Source organism: Gloeocapsopsis crepidinum LEGE 06123, assembly GCF_015207655.1.
Classification (GTDB): domain Bacteria; phylum Cyanobacteriota; class Cyanobacteriia; order Cyanobacteriales; family Chroococcidiopsidaceae; genus Gloeocapsopsis; species Gloeocapsopsis crepidinum.
Genome location: NZ_JADEWN010000027.1, coordinates 18,313 through 33,709, shown reverse-complemented (window position 1 = coordinate 33,709; position 15,397 = coordinate 18,313). Strand labels below are relative to the sequence as shown.

Genomic DNA, 15,397 nt, shown 5'->3' with positions numbered 1-15,397 from the left:
TTTCCAAATTTGATAGCTTGCTATTGAATCTCGTTGAATTAATACTCAGTTTGGTTTTTCTAAAGTTGATTGAAGCTAGAGAAACATTATCATTTGCGCTCAGAATACAGCCTAAATCGTGCCTGAGGTACAAGGGGAGGTAATGACTTTATTTTAGTATTACCTCTTTACCGCTGCCTTAAGGCAAGCTACCTTATACAAAAGTGCGATCGCTAGTTAAATATACCTAATTTAAGTTGTTGACAAACTATGAGAATCTTGGTTACAGGTGGTGCTGGTTTTGTTGGTTCCCATCTTATCGATCGATTGATGGTAGAAGGACATGAGGTTATCTGTCTAGATAACTTTTACACTGGTCACAAGCGGAACATCCTCAAATGGCTAGAGCATCCTTATTTTGAATTAATTCGTCATGACATCACCGAACCGATTCGGTTAGAGGTAGACCAAATCTATCACCTTGCTTGTCCTGCCTCTCCAGTTCACTATCAGTACAACCCAGTGAAAACTGTCAAAACCAGTGTAATGGGTACGCTGAATATGTTGGGATTAGCAAAGCGAGTTAAAGCTCGCTTCTTGTTAGCTTCAACATCAGAAATCTACGGCGATCCTGAAGTTCATCCCCAAACAGAGGATTACCGTGGAAACGTTAATCCAATTGGAATTCGGTCTTGCTACGACGAAGGTAAGCGAATCGCTGAAACACTATCTTTTGACTATCATCGCCAAAATGATGTAGACATTCGTGTAGCTCGGATCTTTAATACCTACGGTCCACGAATGTTGGAAAATGATGGTCGAGTTGTCAGTAATTTTGTCGTTCAAGCTCTTCGAGGAAATCCGCTGACTGTCTATGGAGACGGTTCTCAAACTCGTAGTTTCTGCTATGTTTCCGATTTGGTAGAAGGACTGATGCGGTTAATGAATAACGATCGTGTTGGTCCTGTTAACCTAGGAAATCCGGACGAATATACAATTTTAGAGCTAGCTACTGCCGTGCAACAGCTCGTCAATCCAGACGCAGAGATCAAGTTTGAGCCTTTACCTTCAGACGATCCTCGCCGTCGCCGTCCAGATATTACCCGAGCTAAAACTTGGTTAAATTGGGAACCTACAGTACCTTTACAAGAAGGTCTAACACTGACAATAGAAGATTTTCAAGCTCGCATTCAAAGTGAGCAACCACTTGAAGCTAGCAAAATAGCAAAGTAGAAGATGAGAGGACGCTACACAGACCTGCAGTTTAGAGGTCAGGATCGGGGTTCAGGGAATTGTGCTGTTAAAACCCATATACCTATAATCTTGTAGATCTCTAACTTCTACATACTCTACTAACTAACCACCATAAAACAATAAAATTGAGGATTGATAAAATATGCGTGTTTGCGTAATTGGTACTGGATACGTTGGTTTAGTTACTGGTGCTTGCTTGGCTCATATTGGGCATCATGTCATTTGCGTCGATAACAACGAAGAAAAAGTTAAGTTGATGAAAGCCGGACAGTCACCGATTTTTGAACCAGGACTGTCAGAGATTATGCAGGCGGCGATCGCCTCAGGCAAAATTGAGTTCACAACTGATTTAGGTGCAGGTGTGAATCATGGAGAAATTTTATTTATCGCGGTGGGAACACCTCCCTTACCAACAGGGGAAAGTGACACTCGCTATGTAGAAGCTGTCGCTCGCGGAATTGGCGCGCATCTCAACGGTGGTTACAAAGTAATCGTTAATAAATCGACAGTACCAATTGGTTCAGGCGACTGGGTACGCATGCTTGTGCTTGATGGGATTGCTGAACGTCAAAGCGAAAAAGTTCCTGTTACAGCTGGTAGCGTCAAAGAAGAATTGCCTTTAACACAAATCGCCGAGTTTGATATTGTCAGCAACCCAGAGTTTTTGCGGGAAGGATCGGCAGTTTACGATACATTCAACCCCGATCGCATTGTCATAGGTAGCAATAACCCTAAAGCGATCGCGATGATGGAGGAACTATATACTCCAATTGTGGAACGTCAGTTTGCTGAAGATAAGACTTTACCACCAGTTCCTATCGTTGTGACAGATCTAAGTTCAGCCGAGATGATTAAGTACGCAGCTAATGCGTTCTTGGCAACTAAGATTAGTTTTATTAATGAAGTCGCAAATATCTGCGATCGCGTTGGTGCGGATGTCACGCAAGTTGCTAAAGGTATTGGGCTTGACTCGCGGATTGGTAACAAATTCCTACAAGCTGGGATTGGCTGGGGTGGTTCCTGCTTTCCTAAAGATGTCTCAGCATTAATTCATACTGCAGATGACTATGGCTATGAAGCCCACCTCCTGAAAGCTGCTGTAAGCGTGAATCAACGTCAGCGCCTAATAGGAGTAGAAAAACTGCAACAGGTTCTTAAAATCTTGAAGGGTAAGACAGTTGGCTTACTCGGCTTAACCTTCAAACCTGATACTGATGATATGCGTGATGCTCCTGCGCTTAACTTAATTGAGCATCTCAATCGTTTAGGAACAAAAGTAAAAGCCTACGACCCCATTGTTTCTCAAAGCGGGATGCGCCACGGTCTTTCTGGCGTGATGGTTGAAACCGATCCTGAGCGCCTTGCAGACGGTTGTGATGCTTTAGTTTTAGTGACCGATTGGAAACAGTTCCAACACCTCGATTACGAGAAAATGGCAAGCTTGATGAACAATCCTGTCATGATCGATGGTCGTAACTTCCTCGACCGTGAGAAGCTACAGCAAGCTGGATTCTACTACGTCGGTGTAGGACGGTAGAAGAGGGAACAGGGGCGAGGAGCGAGAGAAAGAGAGTTTAGTAGCTAGTGATAGTTGCTCGTGAAGAATTTTGAGTCCTAAAGAGTTTTGAATTGTTCGCACAGTGTGCCGGAGGCATTAGAATTTCTTAACTTGTAACTCAACACTTCACGACTCTCCAAGCTCAATACTGAAAACTCATGACTCCCTCAGCTTCCCCAGCTTCGCTTTATCTGCTTATATAGCTAACTTAAGGCAAAACAGCATAACTAGGCGTTACCAGGAATACGGTCAATTTGAGCGTAGCCGCTGAAGATAAGTTTTTGACCTTGAGTTTCTAGACGGTTGATCCGCATCATGACGCCATCTAAGTCAAAGCGATCCAAATCAACCATATTATTCAAGATTTCGGCTAAGGCATCAGTTAAAGTGTGCGAAAGCTCGCGTTGCTCTTCTGGAATGTCTTCTGCTTCAAACTGAGGATTTTGAAAAGTGACACGTCGGCGTCGTTCTACTCCTAAAGTTGCTTTTAGGCTAATTGGGACTAGTTCGCCGTTACTGATGTCTGCTTTAGCTGAAATTTTGACTTGATTTTCCGGTAACAGTTGGACTTGAACATCGCTAAAAGAAATTGTCTCGCCACCGGAAATATCGGCTAAGCTTGGCAAAGAAATATTTTGAAGGCGTTTTTTGACGAGTTCAGCACTGAAAGCGTTGTTGATACCATCTTCAGTTAAGGTAACTTGAGCAACAGCTTGCGTGGATTGTTTAAGTGTAAGCTTGCCGCCTAGAACTGAGCTAAAGTCAATAGCAACCGCATCGGTTTCAAATGACATCTCATCAACATAAAAGTCTTTACGGATGACTAAACCTCGACCGCTCATTTTGAAGCTGTCGATACTACCTTGTAACAATTTGCTAGAGGGATAACAGCGGACAGCAACTTCTACCGATTCGCTACGGCTAAATAAATGGCGAATCGTTTGGCTGGCAACTGTATTGAGCATACGCTCTCCCCAGTCAGTGCCAGTAGGATTGGTTAAACCACTCAGTCCGCCAAATATCATAGCGTTTTAAGCTTTACGGAACGTCTTCCTACCTTTGTAACAAAATGTGAAGAACTCAGCAAGTGAAAGTGTGATTAGCTGTCCTTAAGGAAGTGATAAGTAATTGCGATCGCACCTGTTGGTAGGATGTTATAGGTTTAGTGTGAGATTGAGAGTAGCAAAGCGATCGCCACTACAAGTGACTTGCAACTAACGTAATAGATTCATGATATTAACGCTACCGTATCCTGGAGATTCAGCACAATCTGTTTGCATTGTTGCCAAAATCTTCTGAAGTTGCTGCTCTATTTTGGCTGTAGATTGAAAGTGCGAGTGCAAATGACTCAACATTGGCTCTAAAATCATCCGAACTTGGCTTTCTCTGACGTAATCTTGAGCAGTAGCTTTGAGCAAAGGGTAGCGGTTCAACAAGTAAGTTTTGCCTGTTGAAATTTCCACACAGACCTGTTCAATGAATTGCTCGATCGTGAATTTCATAACAATAGGATGTTGGATAAATCCAGCAGGACTTTTTTCGATGAGCGATCGCCAACTCAATGACTCTAATGTTTCGATAACGTGCGATCGCGATATTGCCAAGACACCATCTGCTTGTAAGTGTGCGGCTAAAACTGGTTCGCGGTTGAGTGCAAGCCAGTACATAACTTGTTCTTCTAAGGGTGACAGCCGTTGAATTTGGTGAGCTAATAAATTATGAATTTCATTAAAAACGATGGTTCTTTGCTGTAAAAACTCCGCAACTTTACCATCAAACAAATCCAAAATTGCAGTTGCCGCAATTTTTAAAGCTAGTGGATTCCCTCGGTAGCATTCAATGAGTTGTTCAGTTTCATCCACAGAACTTGGAAGTCCTTTTGTCACTAAAATCTCCTGTCCTGTAGCTATTCTTACTCCAGAAACCTGCAGTGTTCTTACAGGAAGACATTTGTCTTCTAAAGCCGCGACTTCTATAGGTTTTTCTCGACTAGTGATTAATAAACAACTTTGATGTGGTACTTTGCCGACTTGTAGTAGCAGTTCTCCATATTCCTCGTAGCCTGGGCGATAGCGACTAGTACATTGATTGCTGCTGAGGATTGCTTCAAAGTTATCGAGAATGAGTAAACAACGAAAAGCCTGCAAATATTCGATGAGCTGAGATATACTGCCTACTGCGGGTAAAACCTCATGCTGTTGCGAAATGAAATCAATGAGTGTTGTCAATAGTTCCGACAAAGGTGGCGCATTTCTGAGACTACGCCAAATGACAAACTCAAACTGATCTTGCAGTCGTTGTGCTAATTTCACTGATAAAGCCGTTTTACCGATACCTCCTACACCTACAAATGCGATTAATCGACAGTAGTCTTTTGTAACCCACTGTTGAAGCTTGGCAAGCTCTAAGGCGCGTCCGTAAAATACTGATACATCGATTGCTTCTTTCCAATCGCACTGTGAGGATGCGATCGCGTGTGGATGATTAATTGTACTAGTTGCTAATTTTGCTTGCTCGCCAATAAAGTCGTTTCTTTTGAATTCTGTTACTTTTCTTCTTAAAACAGACTTGAAGTTACTTTTAGTGACTTTTTCTCCTAGTGCTTTTGAAAGCATTTGCCACAATTGAAAACCAACAAACTTGATGTAATCAGCTTCATAATTAGTTTGTTCGGCAATCTCTGCGTAAGTTAATCCTTGCCATGTCAGGCGAAGCACGAGTTCTTGTACATCGACTAGTCGTTGCTGTGGCAAAAGTTTGTCTAGCAAGCGTAATGCTTCCTCTGCATCCATTGGCGATCGCTCCCCTGGTATATCGATTGTTTAGACAGTAATACTCTCATCCCCAAACTCCTTTGTTTATAGGTGTCAGTAGGGAAGAATATGCATCTTCCATCACTAGATGCACAGATAATTCTAAATATTTATACTTAGCAATCTACCGCTGCTGCAATATTTTTTTACTCAAAATTAATGCTCTTTTCTAAGTACTCATACTGAATATGCCAATTTCAGTATCCGGAAAGACTAATCAGTTCAATATCAAAACTCAGTGCAATTTGCTATGCTGCAGCAAAGTTGTAGCTACACAGCTATGAAGATAACATTTAAATGTTATTTTTAATACATTACTGCTTAATAAACTCTACTTGATCAACTTTTTACTATTAAGTAATAACAAAGTTCATAATACGCCAACTACTATTATGAATAGAGATAAAAAATTTTTCTAAAAATACATATTGCTATATTTTTTACTGTCAATAAACTTAACTAATTGTTTTATCAAAACATATAGATAAGCAAAATCTTTTTTATTAATAATTTCTGTATACATGAATTTTAACTAATAATGATACTTTGTGGATTAAGTGGGAATGACACTATCTTTACCGATGGTTATGACTGAGATAATTACATAGCAGAGAACGAAGGAAATGATATTCTTTACGGTCGTGGAAAAGATCCTGTAATAGGAGGTAGCAGTAACGATACTTACGATGCAACTGACATTAACCCTGTGAATAAATCGTTTTCCTTGTGATTAATTGACGATACATCTAAGTTTCTAAGGCTAATTTTGGTGGTGGACTTGTTGCAGGTAGAACAATTTCTACAGCTCAATTTATAATTGGTTCATCAGTAGGCGATCGCTGCGATCGCTTTATCTACAACAAAAATACTGGCACTTGTTCTTCGATGCGAATAGTAGAGGTGGAAGTGGTCAAACTCAAATTGCGGCACTTTCGCCTAACTTTGGACTGACGAATGATGATATCTTGTGGTTGCTTAAAATACTTACAAATTAGCGATCGAAAAACCACCCCCGTATTAATAACATCAAGGGTGGTTGATGCTTTTGGCTGCATGTCAGCGAAAGCCAAGTTACATGGATAATGCTAGGCGCTTCCGGTAAAAGCAACTTCCGGAAATTTTGCCTGCGCTTCAGCAACTGGGCGATTTCTGCCTTCCTCTTGCCAGTAGTTGATGACTTCGGTTGCTTTGTTGAGCAACTCGACACGCTCTTGATCTGTAATCCAGTTTTTTGATTCTAATTCGTTTTTTAACTCTTCCCAAGCATCATTACGAGGCCAGAAAAAGTAACGAGTTAAAGGGCTTGTCCCTTTACCAACCACTTGATCGACAGCAAGCGCCACATTTTCGTCTAGCCAGAGAACTTTTAAAATAAACTTTGACAATCAAACCTCCGAGGCAGTACCAGGCAAAATTACTAACTGTGCAACCATTTATATTAACGCAATGCCATAACATCTGCTGAAATGAAGTAAATTGTTCTCTAGGAAGTAGTGTGTCAAACGAATACTACACAAAGCATCAGGGTGCAAAGATACATTTTGCGATTTATTACTTGTGTGTATCAACACGACTGGTCGCCCAGTAAAATGATTAGGCTTGTAAGGTAATAAGTCCCTTATCGGGATAAAGATGACACAACAATCTCAATTACTTGTTTCAGCAATCGTTGTTTTTGATATTGATGGCGTAGTACGCGATGTTGGTGGTTCTTATCGGCGGGCGATCGCAGATACGGTGGAATATTTTACGCAAGATGCTTATCGTCCATCTTTAGCAGATATTGACGTACTCAAATCTGAGGGCGTTTGGAATAACGATTGGGAAGCATCACAGGAGTTGATTTATCGCTATTTTGAAGCACAGGGACAACAGCGTAATTCCCTAGCGCTAGACTATGCAAAAATTGTCGCATTCTTTCAATCTCGCTATCGCGGCTCAGACCCCGACAATTGGACAGGTTATATCTGTAATGAACCATTGTTGCTAAACAGTAGTTATTTAAATGAACTTAGTCATGCTGGTATCGCTTGGGGCTTTTTTAGTGGCGCAACGCGAGGTTCAGCGAATTACGTGTTAGAAAAACGCCTTGGTTTGCAATCTCCTGTGTTAGTTGCGATGGAAGATGCACCCAGCAAACCTGATCCGACAGGGCTAATGGCGACAGTACAGCAATTAACAAGCGATATCCTTGATAACTCTACTCCTGTATTGTATGTGGGAGATACAGTTGCAGATATGTATACGGTAAAAAAAGCGCGATCGCTCGATCCGAGTCGGATGTGGATTGGTGTTGGTGTTTTACCACCGCACGTTCAAGAATCATTGCAAAGACGTAATGCCTACGCTGAAACACTAAAAATCGCAGGCGCAAAAGTTATTTTTGACAGCGTACAAGAATTAACTCCTACTGAAATTCAAAAACTTGTATGATTCAGTACAGGTTGTTTGGTGAGAACAGCTTGTTCAATGATATCTGCTGCACGACGCACTCCTCCTGCATGGTGGATTGCTTGCTGTAGTCTTATTGCATTTTGTTTGTAAGTTTCATTTGTCAAGATCTGTTGAATCGCCTTTTGCAGCCTAGGAACACTTAAGCGCGATAGCGGTACAAACTCTCCGGTTTCTGTCCAAGCAATCCGCGCCGCAACACCTGGTTGATCGTTCGTAATGGGTATTGCTACCATTGGTACACCATTACTTAATGATTCCAGTGCGGTATTTAGCCCTGCATGAGTAATTGTTAATGTAGCTTTTTGCAAAAGTTCGAGTTGTGGTGCATATTGAACAACAAGCGGCTTACCTGGTAATTCAGGGAGACAAAAATTGCTAGCGCCACCTAGGGAAATCACTAATTGAACATCTAAGTTCGCACACGCAGCAGCGATCGCCTGAAAAATCTTCTGCTGCTGATTTTGTAGAGTTCCCATTGAAGCATAAATGAGTGGTTGTCCAGTCAACTGTTCATAGGGAAAAGGTATTGGTTTGCGCCCTGTAGGATCGACAAAGGGTCCAGCAAAGTGAAAACATTCAGGTAACTGCGTTCGAGGAAACTCAAATTCTGCAGGTTGCTGGCTAATTTGTGCCAAGTTGGATAAAGAGTCTGCGACTTTTTTGTAAAGTGGTAAATTCCACTTCCGGTGGTACTCATCTAATATTTGACGAACAGGTTGTGCTACGCGTTCTAAAACTGCATATGTTATGCCATTACGGAGTAATGCCCACCAAGCTGTGTTACGCTGCCAAGGTGTTACAAAAGGAGGAATCCCAGGTTCTTGATTGAGAATGAGTGCATTGCAGATTGTGATAAAAGGAATTTTTAAGTGCTTTGCTACAGTTGCACTTTCTGGAGATACCTGATCGACTAATAATGCTTCGATGCCAATTGATGTAATAATTTCTGGAGCATCACGCAGGATAATTGTGCCACCCTGTTTAATGAGATCGAGTGTAAATGCGATCGCCTTCAAGCCACTGAGTTGACCAAGACGAGCAAACTTTTCTGCAAGTACCCCAGGCGGAAACTCTTTGGCACCAATTGCCTGAAACTCCAACCCTACTGCTAATGCTTGAGACTCTAGCTCCGGAACTTGAATTAGGGTAACACGATGTCCGCGTCTTACTAACTCCTTACCCAGTGCCATCATCGGATTGAGATGTCCAGGAGAACTAGGGCAAAGAATACCGAAATGCGTCATATAGTAGGGGTCAGGGTTAAAAGAATAATCGTAGATGCCTTCCGACTAAAGTCGGGGTTACTTAAACAAAATGTGCCTTCGCACACTTTCAATATAAGTTTTAAGGGTAAGACATACCTTACCCATAGTCCACGCAGGTAGACTTTGTTTGTCTAGCAGTGAATTCATTCGCCAAACTTTTAATGAACCAATTCTTTATCTATGTGAGTTCCTAAGATTTCAATTTCTGAAACTTCTCTAATGCTGCTACCATCACAGGAGGCCAACGACGTATATTTGCGACCCAGTTGATATCTTGATATCGTCGATCGAGTCCGATCGCAGATACCCAGTTACTCTCAGCTTCTCCTTGTTTACCTTGTTCCCAATACGCCGCAGTTAACGCAGCCCGCATATCGGCAAAGTTAGGATATTTACGGACAATATTACGCATATTGCGAATCGCTTCGTCTTTTTTGCCGACTTGATACAGTGCTAAAGCATAGTTGGCACGGGCAAAAGCAAAATTAGAGGCAATTTCTGTTGATTTACGATAATCGGCAATGGCATTTTCCCATTGTCCTAACCCAGCCTCAGCATTACCGCGATTGTTATACGCCATTACATCATTGGGGTCAATTTCGAGAACGCGATTGTAGTCAGCGATCGCTTCTTCCCATCGTCCTAACCCCTCATATGCTGTACCGCGATTTAAGTAAGGATCAGGGGCATTGGGGGCTAATTCCACAGATTTATCGTAGTCGGCTAGTGCTTCATCAAGTTTATTTTGACTAACTCTGGCATTTCCGCGATTACTCCATGCGGCAGGGTTATCAGGAAACAAGTCAATAATTTGCGTCCAGTAAGTTTCTGCAGTGGCAAAATCGCCACTGTTGGTAGCATCTAAAGCTTGTTGGGCTAAACTGTCGAGTTGTTGAAACTGTTCTGCTGTTATTTGTGGTTGGGATTGTGCTAATACCGGCTGTGTTACCCCAAACAAAAGTATTAAGAAAATTATGATTAGTCGTATCATCTAAATTTTTCGGTATTGAATAATCCGCTACAAGACTGACGCAGGCGTTCTCTAATAAATCTCTAGCAAAAGTGCCAAATTTTAACTTTGGTCAGGCAAGATACCCAACCCACAAAAGCTGAATGAATCCCAGAATAATGACAAGCAGTGATGGATCATTAAATTTAAGGCATCGATTACCTATTACCAAGTTCCATGCTTATGGTAGTAAAGAAAGCTGCTCATTGGGCGGAGTAAAACCCAAGTGTTGATATGCTGCGGGACTAGCAACTCGACCGCGAGGTGTTCGCTGCAAATAACCTATTTGCATCAGGTATGGTTCATACACTTCCTCAATTGTCTGCGTATCTTCGCCTGTGGCTGCTGCCATTGTCTCAATACCGACAGGTCCTCCGTTAAACTGTTCAATCATCACACTTAGCATTTGGCGATCCGTCCAATCTAAGCCGCAAGGATCGACTTGAAAGAGTTCTAATGCTTCGGCTGCAACATTTTGGTCGATTGCTCCCGCAGATTTAACTTCGGCATAGTCGCGTACTCTTTTAAGTAAGCGATTAGCAATTCTTGGTGTTCCGCGCGATCGCCGCGCAATTTCTAGCGCCCCATCATCAGTTATCGCCGTTTGAAGTAACTGTGCAGTCCGTAAAACAATTTGACTGAGTTCTTCTGGCTGATAAAACCGCAATCGTTGTACTAATCCGAAGCGATCGCGTAACGGTGATGATAGCGAACCAGCGCGTGTTGTTGCTCCTACTAAAGTAAACCTTTGCAGTGGTATGCTGCGTGACTTGGCACTTGAACCTTTACCCGTTGTAATGTCAACCCGAAAATCTTCCATCGCCGGATACAAAATTTCTTCTGCCATGCGCGAGAGACGATGAATCTCATCGATAAATAAAACATCTCCTGGCTGTAATCCTACAAGAAGCCCTACAATATCTCGTGGACGTTCTAAGGCTGGCGCACTCGTGATTTTGCAATTAACGCCCATTTCTGCAGCTAAAATCAGCGCCATTGTGGTTTTTCCCAATCCAGGTGGACCATACAATAGTAAGTGATCGAGGATTTCACTTCTAGCTTTTGCCGCTTTAATAGCAATATCAAGAACTTCTTTTAAATCTTTTTGACCAATGTAATCAGCAAATTTTTGGGGGCGAATGCTTTCTTCTTGCTTACTACGCTCATCAACTGTCGCTTTCGGCTGTAAAAGTTCTTCACGCTGGGGAGTGGGACGACGAGTAGTTGTCGTGTTACGGCGTTCGGGTTCAGAGTGAGATTGCTTAGAAGAAATTATCGCCATGATTAAAAATTTAATTTAAATACACAAATTAATTGTGCTTTGATCGTTACACGACTAACTCAGGAGCAGGCAATGTTAGCAAAAAGAATTTTGCCGTGTTTGGATGTCAACGCGGGGCGAGTAGTAAAAGGAATTAACTTTGTTAATTTACAAGATGCGGGCGATCCTGTTGAACTTGCCAAAGTTTACAATGCTGCTGGAGCAGATGAACTCGTGTTTCTTGATATTACAGCAACTCATGAAGACCGCGACATCATTATTGATGTGGTGTATCGCACAGCAGAACAGGTGTTCATTCCCCTCACTGTTGGTGGTGGTATTCAATCCTTAGAACAAATTAAAAGTTTGTTAAGAGCCGGCGCAGATAAAGTAAGTATCAATTCTGCTGCTGTAAGGCAACCTGAACTCGTTGACCGTGCTAGCGATCGCTTTGGTAATCAGTGTATAGTCATTGCTATAGACGCACGACGGAGGCAAGACGCAGCTAACCCTGGATGGGATGTTTATGTACGGGGTGGACGCGAAAACACTGGCATTGATGCGCTTTCTTGGGCAAAAGAAGTCGCACAAAGAGGCGCAGGCGAATTACTAGTCACGAGTATGGATGCTGATGGCACGCAAGCTGGATATGACTTGGAGTTAACGCGGGCGATCGCTTCGGTAGTTGAGATTCCTGTGATTGCTTCTGGAGGGGCTGGTAACTGCGAACATATTCATACCGCACTCACCGAAGGTAAAGCCGAAGCCGCCTTACTTGCCTCACTGTTACATTATGGACAATTGAGCGTTAAAGAAATCAAAGATTACTTGCGCGATCGCGGGTGTCCAGTCAGAGTCACAGCTTAAGAATTAACTCATATTTGGTTGCAAGCGTATTGTAAATTTTCTTGTTAAGATATATGAATAAGAATTAACTTTTTAAGAATGCTGATACCAATTCTCATATTTGATGTAGCGCTAGTGGCTTGGTCACTGCACTTAATGGAAGAAGCCTTTTATCGTAAAGAGTTTTCTTTGATGCTAGCAGGAACGCTAGTAGCACTTGCAGCCGCAGCAATGCTAGTTGTTTATTTTCTCATGGGTAACTGTATAACCTACCTCATGAGTGCGTCAGGGTAATCATACCAAATCAACCACAGCAAGCAAAACTTGACAATTTATCGATAATTCAGCCATAATACAAAACGCTCAAGGGGTTATAGCTCAGTTGGTAGAGCACCTCAATGGCATTGAGGGGGTCAGCGGTTCGAATCCGCTTAGCTCCATTATTAAAGTTAGTGCAATATAGATATTTGCAATGTTTATGAGGACAGGGATGCTACTGAGCATTGCATGACTAAAACATGGTGCAATTCCATCAAGTAGTGAAAAGAAGCATTCGTGATTTACTGCTAACTTACTCACTACTCCTAAAATAATTCACTTAATTTTTAATTTGCGATCGCTTAATTGCCCTACATTCTCATCTTTTTAAGAAAGATGACTACAACAAAAGTGATTTTAAACGGTACTCAAATAATATAACTGTACTGTAAAGTTTTGTATTCCAATTCCGAAAAAGTCGGATTATCTCGTGATGGAAAATACTAGATGGTAAATTTGCTGTCGAACTGACTAGTAGCTAGAGCAATATTCACATGAGCAGCCCACCATATTAAACGGCAAAAGCACACTAATAGCATCAGCTAGTGTAATCAAACGTCACTAAGCTATAGAGAAAGAAAGAGATAAAACTATCTAGATTGAAAAGTTTCACTGTACTTTACAAGCTTTCTTATCTAATTAGGACAACAATTTCATTTTCATTTTCTAAAAAGAGCAAGAATTATATTGAAGTATTTGGTATTTGATTTACTGTGAGACAACAAGTCAATATATTTCTAAGTCTATTTATGACGTAGGTATAGAAGTATTATCGTAGAGCTGCATAATAATTACTGAACTAGATTAACAAATAAGCTAACGCTAAGTACTGTGTACCTATAGCTAGCAACACTCACCGTTTGCTTTGGTAATCAGTAAAAAATATCTCAGTGTCATTGTGCAATGTACTCTACTACTCAGACGGACTTAAATCTCAGCTCAAAGAGGTACTTTGAAGAGTAGTAAAGCAAGATGAATCAACCAACAGAACATCCTCAGCTAATTATTAAGCGCTACAACCAAAATGGTACAACATTTGCTCATTGTTTAATTTGTAGTACAGTTCCTAATAATGCTGAGAGCCAATACCGTGAAGATCTGTTTTCAGATTATTCTTATTCTCTAAATGCTCTAGCTCAACTTAAAGAAACTCTAAAAAAATTTATTGAATCTAAATGGGAGAACTCGGGACAAAATATCCTCGAAAAAATCAGTATCATTTTAGATATTCATGGATATAACGTTCCACTTGAAAATTTTGAAAAGAATACTTACGAACCTTTAGAACGCAAGTTTCAAGCAGATACTTCTGGTAAATATTTTGATGATTTTGTGATTTTTATTAACTTCTCTTGGCCATCAGAATCAGTTCTTAAGTCTCAATGGATTGATTGGTTACGAGCAATGCCACTAATGCTACAGCTACTTCTTATTGGGGCAGTAGCCCTAATATTTGTGTTTAGAGCAACTCTACTGTATTCATTAGGTTTGATTTTAGGAGGTTTAGTATTGTGTTTAGTTGCTCTACGCCTCGTTGTCTATTTTCGAGATCGCGATCGCGCTGCCAATCATGGTGTTTTTGATGCTGTTGAGTTAGTACGTTGGTTACATGTGATATTACAAGAGATTCTTCAGGAAAAGGCACTTCATTCTCCTGAAGCAGCGGAACACTTAAAGTCAGATCCTGAGTTTTTTGGAGTTGTCAATCTCAGCTTTGTTGCACATAGTATGGGTTGCTTTGTGACAACTCAGATGATTCGCATTCTCTCCGATATTTTTGATCCGTCTGCAATTATGCGGTGGAAGACGACTGATGGTCCTTTTGGCGGTACAGACACTAAAAGATCTTTAACTGCTGAGGAAATCGTAGAACTCAGCAAAATTGGACATTTCTTTACTTTGAAGTCGCTGATTCTGGCATCGCCAGATATTCCCATTTGGGCAATTACTACAGGTCACTCCAACTTTCTAAAAAGTTGCTTGCCGCGCTTTAAGGAAGCTTACCTGTTTACTAATGATGCAGACATGGTGCTGCGTCTAGCTTCAACTGTGGCGAACTACTTCGTTTTTCCCTCGGCTTCTCGGATCGGTGGCTATCGACTTGGGAATCTTACACTCACTAAAAACCGCTCTTATGGCATGATAAATGTTAGCGATAAAGATCTTGGTGTTCGTGCATTCACCCGTAACATTAATCTTACAGAGAAGCCTTTCTATTCTACAAGTGATGTATACCAGTTTTTTACAGTCGTTGATTGTACTGATTATCAAGATAAGTTAGTTACTAATTCGGGTTTGCAGGGACGGCGCTTAAGTGTACTGACAGCAAATAATTCCATCACAAATTTACTCAATTACACAGCAACCTCGATCTGTCATTTTCTAGGAATTGGTCAAATTGACTCTCATGGTGGCTACTTTCGTGGAAAGTTTTGCCTGGATCTCATTTACTTAGTAGCACTTTCTGGCAAAGCAAAATTACCACCAAACTTAAATATGGAACTCAAAAAGCATCAGATAGCCTGGATTGAGACTTGTAATAATCAAACCACTCATATTGCTAAGACATAATTCCCATTAAGTTACCTCAAGTGTTGGGTAATTCAAGACAGTTATGCAGTTCAAGATTTCTCCAAGCTT

General features: G+C 41.3%; 12 protein-coding genes and 1 tRNA gene. 7 read left to right on the top strand and 6 right to left on the bottom strand.

Going from position 1 to position 15,397, the window contains the following annotated elements; genetic code table 11:
* Positions 1–249 precede the first annotated feature (249 nt).
* Positions 250–1,212 (top strand): UDP-glucuronic acid decarboxylase family protein, encoded by a 963-nt coding sequence (locus IQ230_RS12395; RefSeq protein ID WP_193932300.1) that lies wholly within the window; start codon positions 250–252, stop codon positions 1,210–1,212.
* A 163-nt stretch (positions 1,213–1,375) separates the two neighbouring features.
* Entirely contained in the window at positions 1,376–2,770 is a 1,395-nt protein-coding gene (locus IQ230_RS12390; RefSeq protein WP_193932299.1) for a UDP-glucose dehydrogenase family protein, read from the top strand.
* A 248-nt stretch (positions 2,771–3,018) separates the two neighbouring features.
* Here IQ230_RS12390 and IQ230_RS12385 read toward each other — a convergent pair whose 3' ends face one another.
* From IQ230_RS12385 to IQ230_RS12375, 3 genes are all read right to left on the bottom strand, one after another.
* Positions 3,019–3,816, bottom strand: coding sequence for an LmeA family phospholipid-binding protein (locus IQ230_RS12385; protein ID WP_228054818.1), 798 nt, complete (start codon positions 3,814–3,816; stop codon positions 3,019–3,021).
* A 189-nt stretch (positions 3,817–4,005) separates the two neighbouring features.
* Complete coding sequence (locus IQ230_RS12380) at positions 4,006–5,583, bottom strand: NACHT domain-containing protein (protein WP_193932298.1); 1,578 nt, start codon at positions 5,581–5,583, stop codon at positions 4,006–4,008.
* Between the two features lie 1,106 nt (positions 5,584–6,689).
* Entirely contained in the window at positions 6,690–6,989 is a 300-nt protein-coding gene (locus tag IQ230_RS12375; RefSeq protein WP_099703084.1) for a 30S ribosomal protein PSRP-3, read from the bottom strand.
* 247 nt (positions 6,990–7,236) lie between these two features.
* Between IQ230_RS12375 and IQ230_RS12370 the strand changes: the two genes are divergently transcribed.
* Positions 7,237–8,037: a TIGR01548 family HAD-type hydrolase gene (locus tag IQ230_RS12370; RefSeq protein ID WP_193932297.1), complete on the top strand. Its 801-nt coding sequence runs from the start codon at positions 7,237–7,239 to the stop codon at positions 8,035–8,037.
* Here IQ230_RS12370 and IQ230_RS12365 read toward each other — a convergent pair.
* The 3 genes from IQ230_RS12365 to ruvB all read right to left on the bottom strand — a co-directional run bounded on the left by IQ230_RS12365 (position 8,022) and on the right by ruvB (position 11,614).
* Positions 8,022–9,302: a glycosyltransferase gene (locus tag IQ230_RS12365; protein WP_193932296.1), complete on the bottom strand. Its 1,281-nt coding sequence runs from the start codon at positions 9,300–9,302 to the stop codon at positions 8,022–8,024. The genes IQ230_RS12370 and IQ230_RS12365 overlap by 16 nt on opposite strands.
* Before the next feature lie 211 nt (positions 9,303–9,513).
* Entirely contained in the window at positions 9,514–10,314 is an 801-nt protein-coding gene (locus tag IQ230_RS12360) for a tetratricopeptide repeat protein (protein ID WP_193932295.1), read from the bottom strand.
* Between the two features lie 199 nt (positions 10,315–10,513).
* Positions 10,514–11,614, bottom strand: a complete 1,101-nt coding sequence (gene ruvB, locus IQ230_RS12355) for a Holliday junction branch migration DNA helicase RuvB (RefSeq protein ID WP_193932294.1) — start codon at positions 11,612–11,614, stop codon at positions 10,514–10,516.
* 72 nt (positions 11,615–11,686) lie between these two features.
* On the opposite strand from ruvB, the gene hisF reads away from it, so the two are divergent.
* From hisF to IQ230_RS12335, 4 genes are all read left to right on the top strand, one after another.
* Positions 11,687–12,460 (top strand): imidazole glycerol phosphate synthase subunit HisF, encoded by a 774-nt coding sequence (gene hisF, locus IQ230_RS12350; RefSeq protein ID WP_193932293.1) that lies wholly within the window; start codon positions 11,687–11,689, stop codon positions 12,458–12,460.
* Between the two features lie 78 nt (positions 12,461–12,538).
* A complete protein-coding gene (locus tag IQ230_RS12345) occupies positions 12,539–12,733 on the top strand; it encodes a hypothetical protein (RefSeq protein ID WP_105220622.1) in 195 nt (64 codons plus the stop codon).
* Positions 12,734–12,806: 73 nt separating this feature from the next.
* Positions 12,807–12,879 (top strand) — tRNA-Ala (locus tag IQ230_RS12340).
* An 850-nt stretch (positions 12,880–13,729) separates the two neighbouring features.
* Complete coding sequence (locus IQ230_RS12335) at positions 13,730–15,328, top strand: alpha/beta hydrolase (protein ID WP_193932292.1); 1,599 nt, start codon at positions 13,730–13,732, stop codon at positions 15,326–15,328.
* Positions 15,329–15,397: the final 69 nt, after the last annotated feature.

Excerpts from the sequence above, each read along its gene's own strand:
- IQ230_RS12395 (WP_193932300.1), top strand. The coding sequence starts at position 250 with ATGAGAATCTTGGTTACAGGTGGTGCTGGTTTTGTTGGTTCCCATCTT.
- IQ230_RS12390 (WP_193932299.1), top strand. The coding sequence starts at position 1,376 with ATGCGTGTTTGCGTAATTGGTACTGGATACGTTGGTTTAGTTACTGGT.
- IQ230_RS12385 (WP_228054818.1), bottom strand. The coding sequence starts at position 3,816 with ATGATATTTGGCGGACTGAGTGGTTTAACCAATCCTACTGGCACTGAC.
- IQ230_RS12380 (WP_193932298.1), bottom strand. The coding sequence starts at position 5,583 with ATGGATGCAGAGGAAGCATTACGCTTGCTAGACAAACTTTTGCCACAG.
- IQ230_RS12370 (WP_193932297.1), top strand. The coding sequence starts at position 7,237 with ATGACACAACAATCTCAATTACTTGTTTCAGCAATCGTTGTTTTTGAT.
- IQ230_RS12365 (WP_193932296.1), bottom strand. The coding sequence starts at position 9,302 with ATGACGCATTTCGGTATTCTTTGCCCTAGTTCTCCTGGACATCTCAAT.
- IQ230_RS12360 (WP_193932295.1), bottom strand. The coding sequence starts at position 10,314 with ATGATACGACTAATCATAATTTTCTTAATACTTTTGTTTGGGGTAACA.
- ruvB (WP_193932294.1), bottom strand. The coding sequence starts at position 11,614 with ATGGCGATAATTTCTTCTAAGCAATCTCACTCTGAACCCGAACGCCGT.
- hisF (WP_193932293.1), top strand. The coding sequence starts at position 11,687 with ATGTTAGCAAAAAGAATTTTGCCGTGTTTGGATGTCAACGCGGGGCGA.
- IQ230_RS12345 (WP_105220622.1), top strand. The coding sequence starts at position 12,539 with ATGCTGATACCAATTCTCATATTTGATGTAGCGCTAGTGGCTTGGTCA.
- IQ230_RS12335 (WP_193932292.1), top strand. The coding sequence starts at position 13,730 with ATGAATCAACCAACAGAACATCCTCAGCTAATTATTAAGCGCTACAAC.